The sequence below is a fragment of the Aeromonas sp. FDAARGOS 1406 genome (assembly GCF_019048565.1).
GTDB lineage: Bacteria > Pseudomonadota > Gammaproteobacteria > Enterobacterales > Aeromonadaceae > Aeromonas > Aeromonas caviae.
This window is the reverse complement of the sequence record NZ_CP077378.1, coordinates 2,658,834-2,682,405: the sequence shown is the minus strand read 5'-3', so window position 1 is coordinate 2,682,405 and position 23,572 is coordinate 2,658,834. Positions and strand designations below refer to the sequence as shown.

Sequence of the window (23,572 nt, the reverse complement as noted above, 5' to 3'; positions counted from 1 at the left end):
CGCGTTCCACGTGAAACATGAGGGACCTAGACTCTGTCACCGCGAAAGGTGCGGCGCCACTCCCGCGGCGACACCCCGAAGCGGGCGCGAAAGTGCTTGCGCAATATGGTGGCAGACCCGAGCCCCACCAGTTCGGCGATGCGTTCCACTGTGTGGGCGCTGGACTCCAGCAGCGTCTGGCTGCGGCGCAGGCGCTCCGCCATCAGCCACTCCCCGAGGGAGAGACCGGTGGCAAGCTGGAAGCGGCGGCTAAAGGTGCGTCGGCTCATCATGCAATGTTCCGCCAGGCTATCCAGGGTGTGGGGCGCGGCCAGGTGCAGGCGCAGGTGATCGAACAGCTGGTTGATCCTGGCATCCCGGGTGGTGGCGGGCACCGGCTGCTCGATGAACTGGGCCTGGCCACCCTCCCGGTGGGGAGGCACCACCAGCCGCCTGGCCAGCTTGTTGGCAATCTGGCTGCCGTGATGCTGGCGAACCAGATAGAGGCAGCAGTCCAGGCTGGCGGCGGTGCCAGCCGAGGTGATGAGCCCGTCGTCGTCGACGTAGAGGGCATTGGTATCGAGCCGCACCCGGGGGAAGCGCTGGACGAACTCCTGTTCAAATTCCCAGTGGGTGGCTGCACCGCGCCCGTCCAGCAGGCCGGCATAGGCCAGCACATAGGTGCCGAGACAGAGCCCCACGATCTGGGCTCCCCTGATCCGGGCGGCAACCAGGGCATCGAGCAGGGGTTGGGCGGGGCGCTCGGCCGGATCGCGCCAGAAGGGGATGATGATGATATCCGCCTCCAGCAGACCCTCCAGGCCATAGTCGGCCTCCATGCGAAAGCCCTGGGAGGAGGCGGGTTGCCGCGTGTTATCCCCGGTGCAGAGTCTCAGCTCGAACAACGACTGGCCCGGCATCATCTTGTCGCCAAAGATGAGGCAGGGCACCGAGCAGTGAAAGGGGCTGAAGCTATCGAAGGTGATGACGGCGACGATGAGGGGACGGGGCATGGTGGCAAACTCCTTTGCACTCGGATCCCCATCATACGGGGCAGCAACAGAAAGCCGAAGAGCCATGTGGTGCCCGGCCCCTCGCTCAGAGCACCATGGTGTCGCCATCCTCGGGCACCCTTACCCGGGCGGCCATCCCCTGGCTGTCCAGATAGTCGCGCAGCTCCCGCCGGGACAGCAGGGCATGATTGACCGCCTCCATGTGGCTGGCGATCAGGGTGGCCTGCGGGGCGGCCTGATAGACGGCGGCCACATCCTCCTTGCCCATGATGATGGCGCCCAGACCCGTCACCTGGGCATCACCGCAGTTGAGGACGACAACCTCGGGTTGGTGCCGGTGCAGCGCTTGTTCAACCTGGGCATTCCAGACGGTGTCGCCGGCCAGATAGAGGGTCTTTTCGGCGGGATGGGAGAAGACCACTCCGCTGACCTCGCCAAGGCGATCCCCCAGCAGGGCCATGATGGTATCGCTGCCGTGTCGGCCTTCCGTCTGTTGCAGGCAGATGCCGGCGAACTCGCCGACCTCGCCCAGCAGGCGCACATCCTCGAAGCCGCATCCCCTCATGGTGTCGGCATCTTTTTGATGCTGCACGAACAGGGGAAGGTGCTTGGGGATCTTCGCTTTCGCGACATCGTCCCAGTGATCCAGATGGTCATGGGTGACAATCACCGCATCCACCTCCAGCAGGGTCGCCATGGGCAGCGGCAGATCGACCAGGGGGTTGCGAAGATGGCTGTTGGCCATGCCTTCGAAGCCGGGGTAGCTCCCCTTGGGGGCCAGCATGGGGTCGATGAGGAAGCGGGTTCCTGCGTAGTGGATGAGCAGGGTGGCGTTGCGAACCTGGGTAATCTTCATGGCGTGCTCCGGTTTCTCGTTGGGGACACGGCCAGTATGGAGGGATGAGGGACGGATCATGAGTGGCCCGCAGGCCTATTATCGATCTAATCGGGCCATTCTTGATGGCCTGCATTTCTTTTGTTTTTACCCCTTGAAAGCCAAATGCTGGCCCCTATATAGATAACAAGGCCGGAACGCTCGACAGAGGTTTCGACCAGGCGCCCGTCCATCAGGAGGGCAAACAATCCGTTATCGCTCACAAGAGGGTAATACTATGCGTTCTATCGACTTTTCTCCGCTCTATCGTTCTGCCATCGGTTTCGATCGTCTGGCCACTCTCATCGAATCTGCCGCCAGCAATGGCAATTCCGGCTATCCCCCCTACAACATCGAGCAGCTGGGTGACAGCGACTACCGCATCAGCATGGCGGTGGCGGGCTTTACCCAGGAAGAGCTGGAGCTGAGCTTCCAGGAAAATCTGCTGACGGTGAAGGGCAGCAAGCAGGCCGACACCGAGCGCAACTACCTCTACCAAGGCATTGCCGAACGCGGCTTCGAGCGTCGCTTCCAGCTGGCCGACTATGTGCGGGTGAAGGGGGCCGACCTCAAGAACGGTCTGCTGCACATCGACCTGGTGCGCGAAGTGCCCGAGGCGATGAAGCCCCGCAAGATCGAGATCAACGGCTGACAGCCTGACCTCGTTGCATTGCTGATGTTTCCCGGGTGCCGATGGCGGGCCCGTGGAGAGTAAACCCTGTTGCTTGTTAGAAGGATAGGATCATGCGTAACCTCGATTTTTCTCATCTCTATTCCAATGCCGTCGGCTTCGAGCGGATGGCCCGCGAGCTGGAAGGCCTGTTCGATCAGAAGACCTCGGCCTACCCCCCGTACAACATCGAAAAGCGGGATCACGACAGCTACCTCATCACGGTTGCCGTGGCCGGTTTCGATCGCAATGAGCTGGAGCTGGAGACCGAAAACGGTACCCTCAAGGTGAAGGGGCGCAAGGTCGCCACCATGGGCGAGCGCCAGTTCCTCCATCAGGGGATCGCCGAGCGGGACTTCGAGCTCGCCTTCAAGCTGAGCCAGCACGTGGAAGTGCAGGGGGCCAGGCAGGAGCACGGTCTGCTGACCATAGAGCTGGCCCGGGAGCTGCCGGAAGCGCTCAAGCCCCGCGCCATTCCAATCGGCAAACCCGAGCAACTGGCGCTGCCCGGTTAAGCAAACCGGATCGCGACAAACAAGAGAGGCCTGCATTTGCAGGCCTCTCTGTTTTTGCAGCATGGGGTTAGCCGGCGTAGAGGCTGTTGATCTCGTCGGCCAGGATGGCGATGCCGCGGCGCACCAGATCTTCGCTCTGGGCATAGTTGAGGCGGATGCACTCCTGGCTGTGGCGCCACTCGGGGTCGTCGATGCCGGGGAAGAAGTAGTGGCCGGGCACGATCAGCAGGTTCTTCGCCTTCAGTCGCTCATACAGCTCCTGGCAGTGGATCGGCAGGTCTTCGAACCAGAGCCAGAGGAAGAGGGCTCCCTCCGGCTTGTGGATGTGGAAGCGCGGATCCGGAATGGCCTCGCGCAGCAGCTGGACCGCGAAGGTGGCTTTCTGCTGGTAGAAGGGTTTCACCACCTGTTCGCTCAGGGTGATGATGTCACCGCTCTCGATCATCGGAATTGTGATGGCCGGACCCAGGCTGCCCGGCGCCAGATTGATGATGCCGCTCAGGTTGGTGATGGCCCGGATGATCTTTTCGTCGGCGATGACGATGCCGCAACGGGTGCCCGGCAGGCCGAGCTTGGAGAGGCTCATGCAGAGGATGGTGTTGGCGTTCCAGAACGGCTTGGCGTCGCTGAAGATGATGCCGGGGAAGGGCACGCCGTAGGCATTGTCGATGAGCAGCGGGATCCCTTTGTCACGGGCGATCTGATCGAGGTGCTCGATCTCCTCGTCGGTGAGCACGTTGCCGGTGGGGTTGGTCGGCCGGGAGACACAGATCACCCCGATGTCGTCGCCCACCTGCAGGCTTTCGAAATCCACGTGGTATTTGAACTGGCCGTCGGGCAGCTTCTCGATGGTGGGTTTGTAGGCGACGAAATGATCGTCCGAGAGGGCCGAGTCGGCATAGCCGATGTATTCGGGGGCCAGGGGGAACAGCACCTTCTTCTTGCGACCGTCGGCGAACTCGCCGGCCAGCAGGTTGAACAGATAGAAGAAGGCGTTCTGGCTGCCATTGGTCAGGGCGATGTTGCGGGACGAGATCGCCCAGCCCAGCTCCTTGCTGAGCAGGGCGGCCAGCGCCTTGGTGAACCTGTCCTTGCCCTGGGGGCCATCGTAGTTGGCCATGGCCTTGATCAGTTCGCCGTTGTCGAGCAGGGTATTGGCCTCGGCCTGAAAGCGTTCCAGCATGGCGGGGATGGGGGCCGGATTGCCGCCTCCCAGCATGATGGCGTCGGGATTCAGCAGCCCTTGATTGAGGTCGTCCATGAGTTGGGTAATACCGGCGTGGCGAGTGAACTTCTCGCCGAACAAGGAGAATTCCATTCGGTGGCAAATCCAGAGTCAGTTAAGGGGGGAGCTAGCACCATAGCTCACTTCAAAAGCGGGTGTCGATCAAAAAAACGGGGCGTTTCACGTGGAACAGGGTTGCCATGATGGAGGTGGTAAAAAAAACCATTTATAGGTTTTAAAATAACCAACATTCGATTCAGGAAGGGGGGTGGCAGCATCAAAAAATTATTTATATCAATAAAATCATGCTGTTATAAATCTGGCACAACTATTGGAATAGCTATCTGGTCATCTCAACCACACCGGAGCACGCCAGATGAAGATCCTGATCGCTACCCTGATTGCCAGCAGCCTGAGCCTGAATGCCATGGCCGCCGAGAACCCCAGACCCGAGCTGGACAGCGCCGCCCTGCAACAGGAGATGCTGGCCTTGCAGCAGCAGGCCTCCCATGACGTGGTGGCAGAGGCCATCCACAACCTCAAGCCGCTGGCCCTGGAGACCCTGGTGGTGGAGGCGAGTTCGGCCGATGCGACTCATCCCGAGAGTTGAGGTAGCGCAAGGGGGTCTGCCCCGTGTGCTGCCTGAAGAAGGCGATGAAGGCGCTGTCGCTGGCGAACTCCAGGGCAGCGGCCACCCGGCTGATGGGCTCGGCTTCGGCCAGCAGCTCCATGGCCCGCAGCAGTCGCCACTGCTGGCGCCAGGCCTGGTAGCTCATGCCGGTCTCCCGCATGAAGATGCGGCCTATGGTCTTGTCACTGGCACCCACCCGTTCGGCCAGCCGGTTGAGCCGATCGGGCAGGGTGTCACCCCGCTTTATCTCCTGCAGCCAGCCGGTCAGACGCCCGTCTGACGGCAGCGGCAACTGCCAGGATTCCCGCGGCGCTTGCGCCAGCTCTTCTTTCAATAATGCCAGTGTGCAGGTTTGCTCTGCTTCCGGCTTGTCCCAGGGCCAGAGCGCCATCCGCTCGATGATCTCCCGCAGCAGCGGGTTGACCGCCAGCACCGCCATCTCGTTTAGCAACGCGGGCTCCGGCTGGAAGTAGAGGGAGCGATAGGCCACTACCCCGCGCATCAACACCCGATGGGGCAGGCCTGCTGGCAACCAGGCCGCTCGCGTCGGCGGCAGCAGGCAGACCTGATCGTCCAGCTCTATGGTCATGCAGCCTGCCTGGGCGAACAGCAGCTGGTGGCGCTGGTGCTGATGGCGGCCGGAGTCGTGCCAGCCGAGGGCGGCGGCAATACCGATGGCGCTGCCGTCGTGCTGGTCCGGATCAAAGGGGTGATCGGGAAGAATAAAGGCCATGTGTCCGATTCTTGCTGTTTATAGTCCGCCTTATTGTAATCGGACAAGTTATCCCTCTCTAGAATGGCGACCTCTTGTGAAGGAGGTGTGTCATGAACAACAGGTTGCCACCGCGCTGGCTGGTGGTCGGATTGATGGTGTTTCCCCAGATAGTGGAGACCACCTACAGCCCGGTGCTGACCCATATCGCCACGGAGTTTCGGGTGAGCGAGGGGCAGGCGTCCCAGACCCTGTCGGTCTATTTTCTGGCGTTTGCGGCGGGCGTGGTCTGCTGGGGCAGGTTGTGCGATCTCATCGGGCGGCGTCCCGCCATGCTGGCGGGGCTGCTGACCTATGGCGCCGGCACTCTGCTGGCGTTGCTGGCCGCTCAATTTGAAACCCTGCTGCTGGCACGGGTCATCGCGGCCTTCGGTGCCGCCGTGGGTTCCGTGGTGACCCAGACCATGCTGCGCGACAGCTATCAGGGCAGCGATCTGGCGCGGGTCTTTTCGGTGATGGGCATCGCGCTCTCCCTCAGTCCGGTGCTGGGGCTGGTGAGCGGCGGCCAGCTGGCGAGCGGGTTCGGCTATCTCGGGGTATTCGGCGCCCTGCTGGTATTGGCAGTTGGATTGCTGCTGGTCACTTGCTGGCAACTGCCGGAAACCCGCCCGGCCATCACTCAGAGGGTCGCACTCTGGCCGCTGGCCTGCCGGATGGTGCGTGATACCGGCTTGTGGCGCAGCGCCGCCCTGGTGGCGCTGTTCAACACCATGCTGTTCGGCTACTACAGCCTGGCGCCGTTTCTGTTTGCCAGTCTGGGGCTGAGCGCGGGGGAATTTGGTTATTCCGGCATCGTGCTGGCGCTGGCGACCCTGGTGGGCAGCCTGCTCAACAAGCGCCTGCTGGGCCGTGGCTGGACGCCTGCCTCGTTAATACGGCTCGCCGCCGTGCTGGCGTTGGGTTCGGGTTGGCTGGTGTGGGCCAGTCAGGCATCGCTCTGGTTTCTGCTGCCCATGACGGGAGTGGTGATCGCGTTCGGGCTGGCTATCCCCAATGTGCTGAGCCAGGCGCTGCTGGCCTATCGGGAGGTGGCGGGCAGTGCCGGGGCCCTGTTCGGGCTTGGCTACTACCTGCTACTCAGCCTGGGGTTGGCGGTTGCAGCCAGCTTGCAGGATCTCGGACTGCTGCTCGGGGGATGCGGTCTGTTGGCACTCTGTTGTTGCTGGCGTCGTTCCACGTGAAACATCAGCTGCCGATAAAACGGTAGCCGATGCCGGATTCGGTCTCGATCAGCGTGGGTTGCTGGGGGTTATCTCCCAGCTTCTTGCGCAGACTGGCGATGACGATGCGCAGGTAGTGAGTGTCCTCCTTGTGGCTTGGCCCCCAGATGTCGATGAGCAGCTGGGTCTGTTGCACCAGCTTGCCGGGGTGGCACACCAGGGCCTGCAACAGGGCGAGCTCCTTGCGGGAGAGGGGGATCTCCTCGCCCTGCAGGGTCACCTTGTGGCTGCTGCTGTCCAGGGTCAGGCCACAGTGGGGGAAGTGTCGACACTCGCCGCTGGTGGCGCCGACTCGCTGGCGCAGCAGCACCCGGATACGGGCCATCATCTCCCCGACGCCGAACGGCTTGCTCATGTAGTCGTTGGCCCCCGCATCCAGCAGCCGCACCTTCTCCTGCTCCGAGTCCCGCGCCGAGAGCACCAGAACGGGATTGGCGTGATGCTCGCGGATGGCCTGCAACACCTGAATGCCGTCTCCGTCCGGCAGGCCGAGGTCCAGGATCACCAGGTCGGGGTTGAGGTGGCGATACTGCGCCATCCCCTCGGTGACGCCGACCGCTTCACTCACCTGATGTCCTTCGGCGATCAGGCTGATCCGCAAAAAACGGCGGATGGCCGCCTCGTCGTCGATGACCAGTATGTGAGCCATTCAGCCTCCCGTTTGCTGATTGAAAAGGGCGGCGACCATCAGGCCGCCGGTGCGTTGAGGGCCAGCGGCAGGGAGATGCGCATGCAGGTGCCGTTGCCGTTGGGGCCGGCGAATGCCCAGATGCGGCCGCCGTGGACCTCTATCATAGCGCGGGAAATGGCGAGGCCAAGCCCGGTGCCGCGGCTGCCGCAGTCGCCGACCGGCTGGGTGTAGAACAGATTGAAGATCTTGTCCCGATCCGACTCGGCGATGCCGACCCCGATATCGATGATGTCGATGATGAGGTCGGGGTCCGCAAGCATCACCTTGAACTCGATGGGGGTGCCGGCCGGCGAGTAGCGGGAGGCGTTGTCGAGGATGTTGACCAGCACCTGCTCGATCAGGGCACCGTGCACATAGAGCCGGGGGATCTGCTGATCGAAGTGCACCAGCAGCTTGTGCTGGCGCCAGGAGGAGTCGAGTCTGCGGCGGGCGCTCTCCACCAGGTCAGCCAGGTCAACCCAGTCCCGTTTCAACTGGAAGTCCGGTGAGCCGATGCGAGTCATGTCCAGCAGGTTCTGGACATAGCCGTGCAGGCGGCGCGCTTCGTCCTGCACCGAGTGCAGCAGTTCGATGCGGTCCTCCGCACTTATCCGGTCCCCGTATTCCAGCAGGGTGCTGCCGGCCCCCATGATGGTGGCCAGCGGCGTCTTCAGGTCGTGGGAGACCGAGGAGAGCAGGGCGGCGCGCATCCGGTCGGTCTCCGCCTGCAACTGGCTGTCCGCCAGCCGCTCGTTGAGATCGATCCGCGCCAGGGCGGCGCGGATATCGGTGAGCAGGGCCTGCAGCTGGTGCTCGGCGGCGGAGGTGAGCGGGCTGGCCAGCCGGATGCCCAGCACCAGGTCATCGCCGAGGTGATGATACTGAGCCTCGGCGGCGTTGAGGGTGGCGGTATGGGCACCGGCGCTCTGCTTCTGGGCCAGGCACCAGTCAATGGCGGCCTTGTCGGTCTGGCCCGGCCCGGTCTGGGTATCACCGGCCCGGTACTGGTAATCCCCATCGAGTGCGAACACGGGCTGCCCAAGGGCGAGGGCGATGGCCTGGGTTCCCTGTCTCAGCACGTCCACCGGGCTGCTGGCGGTGGCCAGTCCCTGGCTCAGGGAGAGCAGGGCGTTACCCAGCTGCTGGGTCTCGCGCAGACTGACCAGTTGCTGACGCTGGCGGGAGGCGAGGCGCCCGGCCGCGATGCCGACGATGAGCAGCACGAACAGGGTGAGCAGGTCGCTGTGGCTGGCCACGCTCAGGGAGAAGTAGGGGAAGGTGAACAGCAGATTGTGGCCGACGAAGCCCAGCACCGCAGCCAGGATGGCGGGGACCAGGCTGGTGGTGAGCGCGGTGGCCAGTACCCCCAGCACGAACAGCATGGGCAGGGAGGCGGGGGGCAGCCAGTGGGAGAGGGCCCAGACCGCGGCCGAGGTCCCCCCCATGATGGCCACCGCGAGCAGGCTCTGGCGAAGCTCACCCGGGCCTGCCGTTGGCAGGGTCAGGCCGGGCTTGCGCTTCTCGGTATCCACCAGCGTGATCTCGAATCCCTGCGCCTGTTTGAGCAGGTGCTGTACCAGGGATCGGCGCCAGGGCGGATTGCGGGATTTGCCGAGCAGCAATTGGGAGACCTGCTGCTGTTCGGCGGTCTCCAGCAGGGCATCGGCCACGGCCGGGCTGGAGAGGGTCAGCACTCTGGCCCCCAGCTGGGAGGCGAGGGCCAGCGCCTGCTCCAGCTCAGGGGAGCGCTGCCCCCTGCTGTCGATGTGCACCACCAGCCAGGGCAGTTGCCTGCGCTGGGCGAAACGGTGGCCGTAACGCACCAGGGCGGCGCCGTGCTCATCCCCGATGCAGACCATCAGCTTGCCCCGCAGCGGCAAGGTGGTCTTGCCGGCGGCCTGCCACTGCAACTGCAGGTCTCCCTCCACGTGGCTGGCGGCGGTCTGCATTGCCAGCTCCCGCAGAGCGGTCAGGTTGTTCAGAGAGAAAAAAGACTGCAGGGCGGCCTTGGCCTGGTGGGGCACATAGACCTTACCCTCCTTGAGGCGGCCGAGCAGCTCCTTGGGGGGGAGGTCGATCAGCACCAGGCTGTCGGCCTCCAGCAGCACCTGATCCGGCAGGGTCTCCTTGACCCTGACCCCGGTCAGCTGCCACACCAGATCGTTGAGGCTCTCCAGGTGCTGCACGTTGAGGGTGGTGTAGACGTCGATGCCGGCGCCCAGCAGCTCCTCTACATCCTGCCAGCGCTTCTCGTGGCGGCTGCCGGGGGCGTTGCTGTGGGCCAGCTCGTCCACCACGGCAATGGCGGGCTTGCGCGCCAGCAGACCGTCCAGATCCATCTCCTCCAGCCGCTGCTGGCGGTGCAGGTGCAGTGTGCGCGGCAGGATGGCGAGCTTGTCGAGCAGGGCCTGGGTCTCCTGGCGGCCGTGGGTCTCCACCACCCCGATCAGGATGTCGACTCCCTCCCTGGCCTGCTCCCGCACCGCCTGCAGCATGGCGTAGGTCTTGCCGACGCCGGGGGCCGCGCCGAGAAACACCTTCAGCTTGCCCCTGTGCTCCTGCTCCAGGCTCGCCAGCAGGGCGTCTGCCCTCACTTCATCACGCATCCCCGTGCTCCCGTTGCATCGGCCGAACTGCGGCCGTGACCTCATTGCTCATGCTTGTCCCCGTTGTCGAAAGGGAGCCTTCCCGAACGGCAAGGAGCGCCCTCAGGCGCCCTTTTGATGATCGAGTTGCAGGTTCAACTGGAGAATGTTGACCACCTGCGGGCCAAGGATACCAGCTTGTGCCGCCGACTTGACCTGCTCCGTCAACTGAACGGGATCCAGCCCCCGTTGCTCGGCGACCCTATCCACCTGGGCCAGCGCTGCATCGAGGGGCAGATGGGGATCGAGGCCGGAGGCGGAGCGGGTCAGCAGGGCGGGGACCCTGGCTTCCGGCTGCGCTCTGGCCGCAGCTGCGGCAAACTCGGCCCGTAGCGGCGAGCTCATCCCCAGGTTGCTTCCGCCGCCACCTATGGTGGCGAAATCGCTGGCGGAGGGGCGGGAGTGGAAGTAGTCGGCCCGCTCGAATTTCTGGGCCAGCAGGGCGCTGCCGACCACCTGCTGCTTGGCGTTGGTGAGCAGGCTGCCGTTGGCCTGCCAGGGGAAGAGCAGCTGGGCCAGCCCGGTGACGGCCAGCGGATATGCCACCCCCAGCAGCAGGGTCAGGGTCAGCAGGGTTCTGATTGCGATCATGATGTGTTTGCTCCAAATGTGTTGGGTGGATGCGGGCCTGCCCCGCATCCGGTGATGCCGTTACACCAGTCCCAGGCCGGTGATGACCAGGTCGATCAGCTTGATACCTATGAAAGGCACTATCAGGCCGCCGACGCCGTAGATCAGCAGGTTGCGGCGCAGCAGGCTGGCCGCCGTTCCCTTCAGGCTGACCCCGCGCAGGGCCAGCGGCACCAGCGCGACGATGATCAGGGCGTTGAAGATGATGGCCGACAGGATGGCGCTCTCCGGGCTGCCCAGCTGCATCAGGTTCAGCGCCCCCAGCTGCGGATAGGCGGCGATGAACAGGGCCGGCAGGATGGCGAAGTACTTGGCCACGTCGTTGGCGATGGAGAAGGTGGTCAGGGCGCCACGGGTCACCAGCAGCTGCTTGCCCACCAGCACCACGTCCAGCAGCTTGGTGGGGTTGGAGTCGAGATCCACCAGGTTGCCCGCCTCCTTGGCGGCCTGGGTCCCCTCGTTCATGGCCAGCCCCACGTCGGCCTGGGCCAGCGCCGGGGCGTCGTTGGCGCCGTCTCCGCACATGGCGACCAGCCGGCCGTCGGCCTGCTCCTGACGGATGTAGGCCAGCTTCTTCTCCGGCGTCGCCTCGGCGATGAAGTCGTCCACCCCGGCCTCGGCGGCGATGGCGGCGGCGGTCAGCGGGTTGTCACCGGTGATCATCACGGTGCGGATCCCCATGTGGCGCAGGATCTGGAAGCGTGCCTTGATGCCCGGCTTGATGATGTCCTTGAGGTACACCACCCCCAGCAGCTTCTCGTGGGTGCAGACCAGCAGCGGGGTACCGCCCTGGCGGGCAATGTTGTCCACCGATTTGAGAATGAGCTCGGGCACCGCCTTGCGATCGAGGGAGAGGTAGCGCAGCACAGCGTCCACCGCCCCCTTGCGATAGTGATGGCCGTTGCGATCCAGCCCGCTCAGCCGGGTCTCGGCGCTGAAGGGGATGATGATGTCGCTCTCCAGCTGGCTCGGTCTGGTGTGGCTCTTGCCCGCCAGGGTCAGGATGGATTTGCCTTCCGGCGTGTTGTCACCGAGCGAGGCCAGCATGGCGGCCTGAGCCAGCAGGGAGGGATCCACGCCGGGGGCCGGGATCAGCTCGTCCGCCATCCGGTTGCCGAAAGTGATGGTGCCGGTCTTGTCCAGCAGCAGGGTGCGCACGTCGCCGGCGGCCTCCACGGCGCGGCCCGACTTGGCGATGACGTTGAGCTTTACCAGACGATCCATGCCGGCGATGCCGATGGCGGAGAGCAGGCCGCCGATGGTGGTCGGGATCAGGGTGATGAACAGCGCCAGCAGATAGAGACGCGGGACCTGGGTGTCGTTGTAGTCGAGGAACCAGGGCAGGGTGGCCACCACCAGCAGGAAGATCAGGGTCAACCCCACCAGCAGGGCGTCCAGCGCCATCTCGTTCGGCGTCTTCTGGCGCTTGGCCCCTTCCACCAGGGCGATCATGCGATCCAGGGTGCTTTCACCCGGGTTGTTGCTGACCCGGATCCAGATTTCGTCGGAGACGACTGTGGTGTTGCCGGTCACGCCGCTGCGGTCGGTGCCCGACTCGCGGATCACGGGGGCGGATTCCCCGGTGATGGCCGCCTCGTTGACCGAGGCGATACCGGCGATGACCTCACCGTCTGCCGGGATCATCTCGCCGCTGCGTACCAGCACCAGATCGCCCTTGAGCAGGCTGGTGGCCGGCACCCATTCCCCTTGCCCATCCCTGGGGTCTGTGACACGACGAGCCTTGAGCTGGCTCATGCCCGCCTTCAGGCTGTCGGCCCGCGCCTTGCCGCGACCTTCGGCCAGGGTCTCGGCGAAGTTCGCAAACCAGAGGGTCAGCCAGAGCCAGGCGGTCAGCTGCCAGACCAGCGAAGGAGCGACGCCGGAGAGCGGCTGCCCCAGCAGCGACTCCAGGGTCGACATCACGGCCGCCAGCCAGAGAGTGAACAGGATGGGGCTGCCCAGCAGTGCCCTGGGGTTGAAGCGATAGAGGGCTTCCACCATGGCCTGCAGGATCTGTGATTTCTGTTTCTTGCCCTTCACCTTGAGGGTGTCGGTGCTCATTGAAGCGGACTTGCTCATTGGAAAGCTCCCAGCATCGAATAGTTGGTCACGCAGATCAGTCGGGTGTGCAGCATCAGAAGGCACCTCCCAGCAGGCTCAGGTGTTCCGCCACCGGGCCCAGCGCCAGCACCGGCAGGAAGGAGAGACCCCCCATCAGCAGCACTGTGACGATCAGCAGGGTGATGAAGAGCGGGCCGCTGACGGGGAAGTCCCCTTCACTTCGCTCCTGACGAGGGGCGCGGGCCAGCTGGCCGGCGATGGCCAGCACGGGGATGATGTAGCCGAAGCGACCGAGCAGCATGGCCAGCCCGATGGCGATGCACTGCCAGCTGTCGGCGGCGGCAAAGCCGGCGAAGGCGGAGCCGTTGTTGCCGGCGGCCGAGGCGTAGGCATAGATCAGCCGTGACAGACCGTGGGGGCCATCGTGACCGATGACGGTGGCGGAGTCTGGCATCAGCAGGGTAATGCCGCCGATCACCAATACCCCGACCGGCATCACCAGCATGCTGGCGACCACCCACTTCATCTCGGTGATGCCGAGCCGTTTGCCCAGATAGGTGGGGGTGCGCCCCACCATCAGGCCGCACAGGAACACGGTCAGCAGCACGAACAGCATCATGCCGTAGATGCCGGCACCGACGCCGCCGAACACCACTTCACCCAGCAGCATGTTGATCATGCCGACCATGCCGCCGAGGGGGGTGAAGCTGTCGTGCATGGCGTTGACCGAGCCGTTGGAGGCGGCGGTGGTCGCCACTTCCCAGATGCTGGACAGCACGGTGCCGAAGCGACTCTCCTTGCCTTCCCAGTTGCCGGCCAGAGTGCTTGCATCAGTGGTGAGCTGGGCGAGGGCGGGATCCGGCTGCAGCTCCTGGCCGATGGCGAGGCAGAGCCCCAGCACCAGCATGATGGTCATGGCGATGAGGATGGCGCGGCTGTGGGCCAGATCCTTCACGTAGCGCCCCAGGGTGCAGACCATGGCGGCGGCCAGCGTCAGCAGGGCGACCATCTCCAGCCAGTTGGAGAGGGCTGTGGGGTTTTCGAACGGATGGGCCGAGTTGACGCCGAAGAAGCCGCCGCCGTTGGAGCCGAGCTGCTTGATGGCGATCTGGGAGGCGGCCGGGCCGAGCGGCAGCAGCTGCTCCTGCCCTTCCAGAGCGTGGAACGGCAGGTAGGCCGACAGGCTCTGGGGCACCCCCTGCCATACCAGCAGCAGCGCCAGGATCAGCGCCATCGGCAGCAGCACGTAGAGGCAGAAGCGCACCAGATCCTGCCAGAAGTTGCCGAGGTGGGTGGTCTGCTGGCGGGCGATGCCGCGAAACAGGGCGATGGCGACGGCGGCGCCGGTGGCGGCGGAGACGAAGTTCTGGGTGGTGAGCCCCACCATCTGGCTGAAGTAGGAGAGGCTGGCTTCGCCGGAGTAGGCCTGCCAGTTGGTGTTGGTCATGAAGCTGACCGCGGTGTTGAAGGCGAGTTGCCAGTTCAGCCCGGGCAGTTGCTGCGGGTTGAGGGGCAGCAGCCCCTGCGCCATCAGGATCAGGAACAGCAGGCCGAAACCGGCGCCGTTGAAAGCCAGCAGGCTGAGGGCGTAGGACTTCCAGTCCTGCTCGCGCCCGTCCGTGCCGCAGCAGGCCAGGGTGGCGCGCTCAAGCGGGGCCAGCCAGCGACTCTTGCCTTCAAACACCCGATACAGGTAGTTGCCAAGCAGAGGCGCCGGCAGCAGCACCAGCAGCACGAACGCGACGGGATAGATGATCTCTTGCCACATATCCGGTTCCTCACTCATGAGTGCGCGCGAGGGCGCGCAGCAGATAGCCCGCGAGGGCGAGGACCAGCAGCAGATATAGCCAATTCATAACGACTCCGTTGAGGTAATTAGCGTCAGGGATCGATGCATATCCGTGTCGATCCCATAGGTCTCATTGACGCTCAAAGGGTATGTAAAACGGGCGTAAAGGCGCCATAAAGCCCAATTTGGCTGGCGTAAAATCGGCGTAAAGAAGGCGGGTTTTGTTGGCTGGTGGACGGGCAAGGCACAAAAAACCCGGCCTGGGCCGGGTTTGGTAGCAAGTGGTGGAAGCTGACCCGATGGTGATGAGGTCAGTTTCAACCCCGCTTATCGCATGGTCACAAACTCTTCCGCGCTGGTGGGATGGAGAGTGTAAACACAGTTGTAGAAGCTGGTCTGATAATGACAGGCCAGCTTCAACCCCGCTTATCGCATGGTCACAAACTCTTCCGCACTGGTCGGATGGATGGCGACACAGTTGTCGAAGTCCGCCTTGGTGGCGCCCATCTTCATGGCGACGCCGAAGCCTTGCAGGATTTCGTCCATGGCGAAGCCGATGCCGTGCAGGCCGACCACCTTCTCTTCCGGCCCGACGCAGACCAGTTTCATCCGGGTGGGCTGGCGATGCTGGGTCAGCGCCGAATACATGGCGGTGAACTGGCTGCGGTAGACCTTCACCTGATCTTCCCCGTATTCGGCAACGGCTTCCGGCTCGGTCAGTCCTATGGTGCCGATGGGCGGGTGGCTGAACACCACGGTCGGCACCAGATCGTAGTTGAGGTGCTCATTCGGCTTGTTGTTGAACAGCCGCTCCGAGAGGCGGCGGCCTGCCGCGACAGCCACCGGGGTGAGCTGGATGCGGCCGGTGTTGTCACCGACGGCATAGAGGTTGGCGACGGCGGTGTTCTGGAACTTGTCGGTGGGGATAAAGCCCTTCTCGTCCAACTCGATGCCGGTGGCAGCCAGATTGAGGTTGTCGGTGGCGGGCACGCGACCGATGGCCCAGATCAGGCAGTCGACGGTGAGGTGGCGGCCATCTTCCAGCTGCAGGGTCAGGCTGTCGTCGGCGTTCTTGATGACGGCCTTGGGAATGGCGTGGGTGTGCAGCCTGGGCCCTTCCTGCGCCATGATCTCCACCAGGGTCTCGTGGATCATGGGGTCGAAGTTGCGCAGCGGCGCGTGCTTGCGCACCACCAGGTGGGTCTCCGAGCCGAGCGCCTGCATCACGCCGGCGATCTCCACCGCGATATAGCCGGCGCCGACCACGGCGACCCGTTTGGGCTGGGCTTGCAGATCGAAGAAGCCGTCGGAGTCGATGCCCAGTTCGGCCCCCGGTATGGTCGGGACCTCGGGGCGGCCGCCGGTGGCGATTAGGATGTGATCGGCGCTGTAGTGCTCGCCGTTCACCTCGACGGTATGGCTGTCGACGAAGCGGGCGAAGCCCTTGATGACGGTGATCTGGTTCTTGCCCAGCACGTTTTGGTAGGACTGGTGAATGCGGCCGATGTAGGCCTGACGGGACTCGACCAGCCTGGCCCAGCTGAAGTGGTTGAGGGTGGTGTCGAAGCCGTAGTCGGCACCGTATTTCAGGGCATCGGCGATCTGGCCTGCATACCACATGGCCTTCTTCGGCACGCAGCCGACGTTGACGCAGGTGCCACCCAGCTCTTTGGCTTCGATCAGGGCGACTCTCTTGCCGTACATGGCGGCCCGGTTGGCCGAGGCGATGCCGCCGCTGCCGCCGCCGATGGCGATGTAGTCAAAATGCTGTGCCATTGCGAGGTTCTCCGCTCGTTGAGGATGCAATCACAGCATGATGGGGACAAAGCGGCCGGCTCACAAGAGCCGGTGCTCAGTTCTGCTGGATGGGCAGGCGAATGTGGAACTGGGCACCCTGTCCCGGTTCGCTGGCGCAGTGGATGCGGCCGCGCAGCAGTTGCACCACCAGGTTGTAGATGATGTGGGTGCCGAGCCCGCTGCCGCCATGGCCCCGCTTGGAGGTGACGAAGGGATCGAAGATGCGCGGCAGTATCTCCGGCGGGATGCCGCGACCGTTGTCGCTGTAGTCGATGACCAGCTCGTCTCCCTGCTGCTCCACCTTGATGGTGATCTTTCTGGGTCTGTCCCAGTCATCGAAACCGTGATGGATGGAGTTGAGGATCAGGTTGGAATAGATCTGGGTGAAGCTGCCAGGGAAGGAGTAGAGGGTCAGCTTGGGATCGCATTGAATGTCGACCTCGCACTGGGACTTCTTCAGCTTGTAGCCGAGGGAGACCACCACCTGGTGCAGGTTGTCGGCGAGGCTGAAGTTGTAGCGCGCCTCGGACGACTGATCGACCGCCACCTGCTTGAAGCTGGCGATGAGCTCGGAGGCCCGCCTCAGGTTGCCTTGCAGCAGCTGCATCGACTCGTCGAGATTCTGGGTGAACTCGTTGAGGTAGGAACGGGAGAGCTGCTTGGCCTCGAGGTGCTGCTTAAAGTCGGCGACCCGCTCCTGCAGATAGGAGGAGGCGGTCACGCTGATGCCGATGGGGGTGTTGATCTCGTGGGCCACGCCGGCGACAAGGGATCCTAGAGAGGCCATCTTCTCCGATTCCACCAGGGTCTGCTGGGCCTGCTTGAGATCGTCGTAGGCCTTGCCGAGCTGCTCGTTGGCATCGCTCAGGCTGCGGGTACGCTCCGCCACCTTGCCCTCCAGCTGCTCGTTGAACAGGGTGATCTCCCGCTCCACCTTTTTGAGGGGGGTGATGTCGTAGCCAAAGCCGATCAGGTACTTGAGATTGGGCCCCTCGTAGAAGGGGGCGAAGGTCCACTGCAGGACCAGCTCGTTGCCCTGCTGGTCGTGCATGGTGATCTCCCTGTCCTCCAGCGCCCCCTGTTCGGTCAGGATGGCGGCCAGCTCGTCGCGCTGCTCCTGGCTGACGAACAGATCCAGCCAGTTGTGCTGCAGCAGCTCCTCATGGTGATAGCCGGTCAGCAGTATTGCAGCCGGGTTGATGCTGGCGATGTTGAGATCCGGCTCCATGCAGCAGATGACCATGTTGGCGGAGTTGATCAGGGTGGCGGAGAAGTCCCGCTCCTGTTGCAGCTGATCGGCGGCCTGGTGGCGGGCCGTGAATTCGTCGTTCAGCCGGGTGCGCATCTGGTTGAGGGTGGCGGCCAGCGCATCGAACTCGTCCGGATGCTTGCGGGGCAGGGGGCGCCCCTCCAGGGTCAGCTCGACCGCCAGGCGATCCAGGCTCAGTTTCTGGGCGTAGCTGACGATGCGGTTGATATGACGGATCACCAGATAGTAGATGATGACCAGGATGCAGAAGGAGACCACCAGGGTCTTGATGGTCTGGCTGACCAGGATCAGCACGGACTTCTCGATGAGGCGCTGATAGACCTGATCCAGCGAGGCGGCGACGAACAGCTTGCCGACCACTTCCCCCTGGTAGCTGAGGGTGAATTCGCGGGAGATGTCGTACTGGGCCTGCTCCACTCCCTGGGTCAGCAGTGGCACCTCGGAGTTGCCCAGCATCTCCTTGACCATGACGAACTGCATGTTGGGCAGGTTCATGATGCCCTCGATCTGCACCTTGACCTGCTCTTCATCCAGGTTCCACAGGCTGGCGGAGATGGGCTGCAGGAAGGAGGCCTCGATCTGGTCGATGCTGGCCTCGATGACGGTCACGTCCTTGTTGTAGTCCCAGGCGAGCTGCAGCACAGTGATGGCCAGCGCCAGCAACGTGCTGCAGATCAGAATGTAGGAAAGCAGACGATAAGAGAGTCCGTTAAGGCCGACGGCCTTGGAGAAGATTCCTGACATGGCGTCCTTGCGGTCTGGATTGAGTGCGGTTTAGTTTAACTGCTTCATGGACTTATGTCGTGTGTCATCCAATGGATAAAAATAAGGCCCCTTTCGGGGCCTTGTTTGTGTGGGCTGGGATCAGTGACCGCCCTTGGCTTTTGCCGGGATGGATTCGTCGAATTCCGGCAGCGGCTTGTGCTCGGATGCCAGGAAGGTGTAGATGACCGGCAGCACGAACAGGGTGAACAGGGTGCCGATGGCCAGACCCGCCACGATGACAATGCCGATGCTGAAGCGCTGTGCCGCCCCCGCACCCGAGGCATAGAGCAGCGGGATAAGGCCTGCGATCATCGCCGCCGTGGTCATCAGGATGGGGCGCAGACGGACCTTGGCAGCCTGCATCACGGCTTGCATCCGGTTCAGACCATGGAGCAGCTGCTCCTCCTTCGCCACCTCGCAGATCAGAATACCGTGCTTGGTAATCAGACCGACGAGGGTGATGAGACCGACCTGGGAGTAGATGTTCATGGTGGCCATGCCCCACGCCAGGGCGATCAGCGCGCCACTGATGGCCAGCGGCACCGACACCATGATGACCAGCGGGTCACGCACAGATTCGAACTGGATCGCCAGCACCAGGAAGATGATGGCCAGGGCCAGGGCGAAGGTGGCGTAGAGCGCATTCCCTTCGGTCACGAACTGGCGGGCTTCCCCCATGAAGTCGTAACGATAGCCTTGGGGCAGCTTCTCTTCCGCGGTCGCCTTGAACCAGTTGATCGCATCCCCCATGGCCACGCCCGGTGCCGGCACGGCGCCGATGGTGGCGGAGTTCAGCTGGTTGAAGTGGGGCAGGGCACGGGGCTCTCCCTTCACTTCAATCTTGATCAGGCTGCCCAGCGGGATCGACTTGCCGTCGGCGGCACGCACGTAGTACCCCTTGATGGACTCGGGGTTGAGACGGAACTTGCGCTCCACCTGCGGGATCACCTCGTAGGAGCGGCCATCCAGGTCGATACGGTTGACGTAACCGTCCGCCATCATGGTGCCCATGGTGATGCCGATGTCCTGCATGGTGATGCCGTAGGCACCCGCCTTGTCCTTGTCGATGCTGATCTTCATGGTGGCCGAGTCGTAGTTCAGATCGAGATCCGAATAGACGAACTGGCCGTTGGCCTGGGTTGCCGCCAGCATCTCACCCGCGATCAGGAACAGGCTCTCGAAGCTGTTCGGGGTGGTGATGACGAACTGGATGGGCAGACCGCTCGAGGCCCCCGGCAGTTCCGGGAACTGGAAGGTGGTGATGGCCATCCCGGGGATGTCCTTCACCAGACCGGCGACCCGATCCAGCACCTCTTTCTGGCTCGCTTCACGCTGGCTCCAGGGCACCATGGAGGCGATACCGAACGCCTGATTGGAGTTGAACACCCCTGAGAATACCTGGGAGTAAGCGATCTCCGGCTGGTCGTCCAGGACTTTGTTCACGTCCGCCATGGTGTTTTCGATGTAGTCCAGGTTGGCGTTGGAAGGTGCCGTCCCCAGCACCGCCATGACGCCTTTGTCCTCGGACGGGGCCAGCTCGCTCGGAATGAACTTGAACAGCAGCGGCAGGCTGGCGAACACGATGACAGCAAACAGGATGACCACGATGCGCTTTTGCATCACGGCATGGAGCATGGCGTCGTAGCGGGCCGTCATCCGGTCCAGCAGATCGTGTACGGTACGCTCGAACTTGCCGGGCTCCTCGTTGGCCCTGAGCATCTTGGCGCACATCATGGGCGACAGGGTCAGGGCGATGATGCCCGAGACGAACACGGCGCCCGCCAGGGTCAGCGCGAACTCCTTGAACAGGGAGCCGGTGATGCCCCCCATCAGGGCGATGGGCGCATACACCGCCGCCAGGGTGACCGTCATGGCGATGACGGGCACGGCGATCTCCCGGGTACCTATGATGGCGGCCCGGAACGGCTCTTCCCCTTCCTTGATGTGACGGTCGACGTTCTCCAGCACCACGATGGCGTCATCCACCACCAGACCGATGGCCAGCACCATCGCCAGCAGGGTCATGAGGTTTATGGAGAAGCCGAACATGTCCATCATCATCACCACGCCGATGAGGCTCAGGGGAATGGTGATGATGGGGATGATGACCGCCCGGAAGGAACCGAGGAACAGGGTGATCACCACCAGTACGATGGCGGCCGCCTCCAGTATGGTCTTGATGACCTCGTGGATGGATTCGTTGATGGCGATGGTGGAGTCATACAGGACGTTCACCTGCATGGTGCTCGGCATGTTGCGCTTCAGGCTCGGCAGCAGCTCCAGCACATCGTGGGCGATGTTGATGGGGTTGGCTGTCGGGGCTGCGTTGATGGCCAGAACTACGGCCTCGCGGCCGTTGGCGCTGGCGCGATAGATGTCGTGGCTCTTCTCCAGGGAGACCTTGGCGATGTCGGAGAGACGGATCACCTTGCTGTCGCGGGTGGCGACCACCAGACGCTTGAGCTCTTCGATGTTGCCGACCTGGGTCTCGGCGTTGCCGTTGAACAGGGTGAAATAGCCGGTGGCCTGGCCGGTCGCGGACTGATAGTTGTTGCTGTTGAGCACCGTCATCACGTCGCTTGAGGTCAGGTCAAAGGCGGCCATCTTGGCCGGATCCAGCCACACCCGCAGGGCGAATTCGACACCGCCATACAGATCCACCTTGGAGACCCCGCCCACGGTAAACAGCTGGGGCTTGATGACCCGCTCCAGGTAGTCGGTGATCTGGCTGGAGTTGAGCTCCGGGCTGGTGAAGCCCATGTAGAGCACCGCCGTGGTGGAACCGGTGGAGGAGGTGACTGAAGGGTCTTCCGCCTCTTTGGGCAACTGGGAACGCACCGAGTTGACCTTGGCCAGGATGTCGGACAGCGCGGCGTTCGGATCGGTGTTGAGCTTCATGTACGCCGTCACCGTGGAACTGCCCAGCTGGCTCGAGGAGGTCATGAAGTCGATGTTGTCGGCCTGGGCGACCGCCTGCTCCAGGGGCTGGGTGATGAAGCCCTGGATCAGATCCGCACTGGCGCCATAGTAGCTGGTGTTGACCGTGATGACGGTATTGATCACCTCGGGGTATTCACGCACTTGCATCTTGAAGATGGCCTGGAAGCCCAGCAGGGCTATCAGGAAGCTGAGCGAGATCGCCAGCACAGGCCGTTTTATGAATATGTCAGTAAATCGCATCGCAGCTCTCCGCGCTTACAGCATCGGGGTTTGTGCCGGAACGGCAAGGGCATCGTTCTCGACCACGTGCACCTTGGTATCGTTGCTCAGGCGAACCTGACCCGACAGCACGATTTGATCGCCAGCCTTGATGCCGGACAGCACATGGACATCGTTGCCGCGACGCTCACCTGCCTTGACCACCACCTGCTTGGCGCGTTTCACGCCGTCAGCCTCGTGAATGACGTAGACGTTCTCGCCATAGAGGGTGAAGGAGATGGCGGACTGCGGGATCACGATCTGGTCTTTCACCGTGGGCAGTATGATGCTAGCGCGGGCGAACATGCCGGAACGGAGCTGGCCGTCGTTGTTCGGAATGTCTGCCTGCACCTGGATCAGGCCGCTCTGATAGTTGACCGCGGGCTCGATGGCCGTGATCTGGCCGTCAAACTGGGTCTGGGGATAGGCATCCACGTTGATCTTGATGGTCTGTCCCAGGGTGATTTTGGAGATGTCGGTCTGGGGCACGGTGAAGCGCAGGCGCATCACGCTGGTGTCTTCCAGGCGCACAATCTGGGTACCCGGTTCCAGATACTGGCCGAGGAAGACGTTGCGCAGGCCCACGGCACCGCTGAAGGGGGCTCGCACCTCACGACGGGCGATGGTGGCCTTCAGACTGTCGATGTCCGCCTCCAGGGAGCGGTAGCTTGCCTCGGCATCATCCAGCTGGTCCCGGGAGATGGAGTTCTTCTGATAGAGGTTCTTGTAGCGCTCGAACTTGGCCCTGGCTGCCGGCAGCCTGGCCTGGGAGGAGTTCAGATTGGCTTTTTCCACACTGGAGTCCAGGCTCAGCAGCAGTTGATCCGCTTTGACATGTGCCCCCGATTCGAACCGGATGCTGTCGATGGTGCCTGACAGCTCGCTGGAGAGGGTGACCCCCTGGTTCGGCTCGATGAAGCCGATGGCTTCAATGGTGGGGACCCAGTCCTGCGCCTTGGTGATCATGGCGGTGACCGGGAACTCGGGCTCGGGCCGATTGGCCATGAACTCTGCAATCTTCTTCTGCTTGAACATATTGAAGCCGATGACACTGCCAAACAGGGCGAGTGCTATCAGCAACATGATGGCCATCCACTTTTTCATGAACAGGCTCCTGTGATGGAAACATTAGGGTTTAAAATGGCATTCCAGCTGGCCCGGATGACCGTCTCCAGCTGTTCCTGCGTCAATTCGAAATCGTGAACCCGGCGCTGCTGTGCCAGGTTGGCCACGCAATCCAGACTCAATGCTTGCAACACCAGAATGGGGAGATCGATGAAGAGTCCCTGTTGGCGTCCTTGCTCAAAGAAGCGCTCAAGTGGCGCCCACGTCGCCATTATGACCGGATCCCGCTCCAATTCAGCCCCCAATGGAGAACTTTCGTACTGCAATTTGCACTTGAGTGCATTGGGGTAGCTGGTGAAGATGGCATCGATGTTGAGCCAGAGGCGTCGATACTGCTCATAGGACACCTCTTCTATCTGCACACCTTCCATGACCAGGGGATGACACTTGAGGATAGTGTGCTGATAGAGCTGGCGGATCAGGTCATCCTTGTCGCTGAAATAGCGATAGATGGTGCCTGCCGCCACCTTGGCTTTCTTGGCGACCACGGCAATGGAAAGGCCGTAGAAGCCCTGCTCGCCGAGGATCTCGTGAGCTGCTTCGAAAATGCGTTCTTTCTTATCCATGGTTATCAGAGGTCAACGACTGAATGAACGTTCATTCATTCTAGGTGGGCGCAAAGGCAAGTCAAGCATTGCCCATCATCTCTGGCCCTATGGGGTGAGGGATTCAAAAAGTAGTGGGGAATTGCTGGATCCAGCCTGAACAAAACAAAAATAGTTG

At 62.9% G+C, this 23,572-nt stretch carries 18 protein-coding genes; 4 read left to right on the top strand and 14 right to left on the bottom strand.

The annotated features are described in order from the left end of the window. Positions 1–26: 26 nt before the first annotated feature. Positions 27–992: a GlxA family transcriptional regulator gene (locus I6L36_RS12595; RefSeq protein WP_053287951.1), complete on the bottom strand. Its 966-nt coding sequence runs from the start codon at positions 990–992 to the stop codon at positions 27–29. A gap of 85 nt (positions 993–1,077) precedes the next feature. Then, the gene (locus tag I6L36_RS12590; protein ID WP_053287952.1) at positions 1,078–1,848 is read right to left on the bottom strand and encodes an MBL fold metallo-hydrolase; all 771 of its coding nucleotides are present in this window, start codon (positions 1,846–1,848) and stop codon (positions 1,078–1,080) included. 256 nt (positions 1,849–2,104) lie between these two features. Between I6L36_RS12590 and I6L36_RS12585 the strand changes: the two genes are divergently transcribed. Both I6L36_RS12585 and I6L36_RS12580 read left to right on the top strand, forming a co-directional pair. Continuing rightward, entirely contained in the window at positions 2,105–2,518 is a 414-nt protein-coding gene (locus I6L36_RS12585) for an Hsp20 family protein (RefSeq protein WP_053287953.1), read from the top strand. 92 nt (positions 2,519–2,610) lie between these two features. Continuing rightward, entirely contained in the window at positions 2,611–3,051 is a 441-nt protein-coding gene (locus tag I6L36_RS12580; protein ID WP_216986705.1) for an Hsp20 family protein, read from the top strand. A gap of 67 nt (positions 3,052–3,118) precedes the next feature. Here the strand turns inward: I6L36_RS12580 and I6L36_RS12575 are convergent, their stop codons facing one another. Beyond that, on the bottom strand, positions 3,119–4,369 hold the full coding sequence (locus I6L36_RS12575) for a valine--pyruvate transaminase (RefSeq protein WP_053287955.1): 1,251 nt from the start codon (positions 4,367–4,369) through the stop codon (positions 3,119–3,121). A gap of 283 nt (positions 4,370–4,652) precedes the next feature. On the opposite strand from I6L36_RS12575, the gene I6L36_RS12570 reads away from it, so the two are divergent. Further along, entirely contained in the window at positions 4,653–4,886 is a 234-nt protein-coding gene (locus tag I6L36_RS12570; RefSeq protein ID WP_041214189.1) for a hypothetical protein, read from the top strand. Here I6L36_RS12570 and I6L36_RS12565 read toward each other — a convergent pair. Next, complete coding sequence (locus I6L36_RS12565; protein WP_053287956.1) at positions 4,816–5,640, bottom strand: helix-turn-helix transcriptional regulator; 825 nt, start codon at positions 5,638–5,640, stop codon at positions 4,816–4,818. The two genes, I6L36_RS12570 and I6L36_RS12565, sit on opposite strands and share 71 nt — an antisense overlap. A gap of 92 nt (positions 5,641–5,732) precedes the next feature. Here I6L36_RS12565 and I6L36_RS12560 point away from each other — a divergent pair, with 92 nt between their 5' ends. Then, entirely contained in the window at positions 5,733–6,860 is a 1,128-nt protein-coding gene (locus I6L36_RS12560) for an MFS transporter (protein ID WP_053287957.1), read from the top strand. A gap of 4 nt (positions 6,861–6,864) precedes the next feature. Here the strand turns inward: I6L36_RS12560 and I6L36_RS12555 are convergent, their stop codons facing one another. The 10 genes from I6L36_RS12555 to I6L36_RS12510 all read right to left on the bottom strand — a co-directional run bounded on the left by I6L36_RS12555 (position 6,865) and on the right by I6L36_RS12510 (position 23,415). Then, positions 6,865–7,548: a response regulator gene (locus I6L36_RS12555; protein ID WP_053287958.1), complete on the bottom strand. Its 684-nt coding sequence runs from the start codon at positions 7,546–7,548 to the stop codon at positions 6,865–6,867. Positions 7,549–7,586: 38 nt separating this feature from the next. Beyond that, complete coding sequence (locus I6L36_RS12550; RefSeq protein ID WP_216986704.1) at positions 7,587–10,175, bottom strand: sensor histidine kinase KdpD; 2,589 nt, start codon at positions 10,173–10,175, stop codon at positions 7,587–7,589. Positions 10,176–10,277: 102 nt separating this feature from the next. Beyond that, positions 10,278–10,805 carry a K(+)-transporting ATPase subunit C gene (gene kdpC / locus I6L36_RS12545; protein ID WP_053287959.1) on the bottom strand — a complete coding sequence of 176 codons (528 nt, stop codon included), beginning with the start codon at positions 10,803–10,805 and terminating at the stop codon, positions 10,278–10,280. Positions 10,806–10,865: 60 nt separating this feature from the next. Beyond that, entirely contained in the window at positions 10,866–12,923 is a 2,058-nt protein-coding gene (gene kdpB, locus I6L36_RS12540; protein WP_053287960.1) for a potassium-transporting ATPase subunit KdpB, read from the bottom strand. A 55-nt stretch (positions 12,924–12,978) separates the two neighbouring features. Beyond that, positions 12,979–14,673, bottom strand: a complete 1,695-nt coding sequence (gene kdpA, locus I6L36_RS12535; protein ID WP_053287961.1) for a potassium-transporting ATPase subunit KdpA — start codon at positions 14,671–14,673, stop codon at positions 12,979–12,981. Between the two features lie 447 nt (positions 14,674–15,120). Continuing rightward, positions 15,121–16,470 carry a glutathione-disulfide reductase gene (gene gorA / locus I6L36_RS12530; protein WP_053287962.1) on the bottom strand — a complete coding sequence of 450 codons (1,350 nt, stop codon included), beginning with the start codon at positions 16,468–16,470 and terminating at the stop codon, positions 15,121–15,123. Positions 16,471–16,546: 76 nt separating this feature from the next. Further along, positions 16,547–18,505: an ATP-binding protein gene (locus I6L36_RS12525; protein ID WP_053287963.1), complete on the bottom strand. Its 1,959-nt coding sequence runs from the start codon at positions 18,503–18,505 to the stop codon at positions 16,547–16,549. 120 nt (positions 18,506–18,625) lie between these two features. Then, positions 18,626–21,706, bottom strand: a complete 3,081-nt coding sequence (locus tag I6L36_RS12520; RefSeq protein ID WP_039040660.1) for a multidrug efflux RND transporter permease subunit — start codon at positions 21,704–21,706, stop codon at positions 18,626–18,628. Between the two features lie 15 nt (positions 21,707–21,721). Next, a complete protein-coding gene (locus I6L36_RS12515; RefSeq protein WP_053287964.1) occupies positions 21,722–22,828 on the bottom strand; it encodes an efflux RND transporter periplasmic adaptor subunit in 1,107 nt (368 codons plus the stop codon). Continuing rightward, positions 22,825–23,415: a TetR/AcrR family transcriptional regulator gene (locus I6L36_RS12510; RefSeq protein ID WP_042864666.1), complete on the bottom strand. Its 591-nt coding sequence runs from the start codon at positions 23,413–23,415 to the stop codon at positions 22,825–22,827. Before I6L36_RS12510 ends, I6L36_RS12515 begins: the two co-directional genes overlap by 4 nt. Positions 23,416–23,572 lie beyond the last annotated feature (157 nt).

What these genes read in the sequence shown, in the direction of transcription:
- I6L36_RS12595 (WP_053287951.1), bottom strand. Translation starts at nt 992, where the DNA reads ATGCCCCGTCCCCTCATCGTCGCCGTCATCACCTTCGATAGCTTCAGC.
- kdpB (WP_053287960.1), bottom strand. Translation starts at nt 12,923, where the DNA reads ATGAGCAAGTCCGCTTCAATGAGCACCGACACCCTCAAGGTGAAGGGC.
- I6L36_RS12560 (WP_053287957.1), top strand. Translation starts at nt 5,733, where the DNA reads ATGAACAACAGGTTGCCACCGCGCTGGCTGGTGGTCGGATTGATGGTG.
- I6L36_RS12525 (WP_053287963.1), bottom strand. Translation starts at nt 18,505, where the DNA reads ATGTCAGGAATCTTCTCCAAGGCCGTCGGCCTTAACGGACTCTCTTAT.
- I6L36_RS12585 (WP_053287953.1), top strand. Translation starts at nt 2,105, where the DNA reads ATGCGTTCTATCGACTTTTCTCCGCTCTATCGTTCTGCCATCGGTTTC.
- I6L36_RS12570 (WP_041214189.1), top strand. Translation starts at nt 4,653, where the DNA reads ATGAAGATCCTGATCGCTACCCTGATTGCCAGCAGCCTGAGCCTGAAT.
- I6L36_RS12555 (WP_053287958.1), bottom strand. Translation starts at nt 7,548, where the DNA reads ATGGCTCACATACTGGTCATCGACGACGAGGCGGCCATCCGCCGTTTT.
- I6L36_RS12580 (WP_216986705.1), top strand. Translation starts at nt 2,611, where the DNA reads ATGCGTAACCTCGATTTTTCTCATCTCTATTCCAATGCCGTCGGCTTC.
- I6L36_RS12515 (WP_053287964.1), bottom strand. Translation starts at nt 22,828, where the DNA reads ATGAAAAAGTGGATGGCCATCATGTTGCTGATAGCACTCGCCCTGTTT.
- I6L36_RS12550 (WP_216986704.1), bottom strand. Translation starts at nt 10,175, where the DNA reads ATGCGTGATGAAGTGAGGGCAGACGCCCTGCTGGCGAGCCTGGAGCAG.
- kdpC (WP_053287959.1), bottom strand. Translation starts at nt 10,805, where the DNA reads ATGATCGCAATCAGAACCCTGCTGACCCTGACCCTGCTGCTGGGGGTG.
- I6L36_RS12575 (WP_053287955.1), bottom strand. Translation starts at nt 4,369, where the DNA reads ATGGAATTCTCCTTGTTCGGCGAGAAGTTCACTCGCCACGCCGGTATT.
- kdpA (WP_053287961.1), bottom strand. Translation starts at nt 14,673, where the DNA reads ATGTGGCAAGAGATCATCTATCCCGTCGCGTTCGTGCTGCTGGTGCTG.
- I6L36_RS12510 (WP_042864666.1), bottom strand. Translation starts at nt 23,415, where the DNA reads ATGGATAAGAAAGAACGCATTTTCGAAGCAGCTCACGAGATCCTCGGC.
- gorA (WP_053287962.1), bottom strand. Translation starts at nt 16,470, where the DNA reads ATGGCACAGCATTTTGACTACATCGCCATCGGCGGCGGCAGCGGCGGC.
- I6L36_RS12590 (WP_053287952.1), bottom strand. Translation starts at nt 1,848, where the DNA reads ATGAAGATTACCCAGGTTCGCAACGCCACCCTGCTCATCCACTACGCA.
- I6L36_RS12565 (WP_053287956.1), bottom strand. Translation starts at nt 5,640, where the DNA reads ATGGCCTTTATTCTTCCCGATCACCCCTTTGATCCGGACCAGCACGAC.
- I6L36_RS12520 (WP_039040660.1), bottom strand. Translation starts at nt 21,706, where the DNA reads ATGCGATTTACTGACATATTCATAAAACGGCCTGTGCTGGCGATCTCG.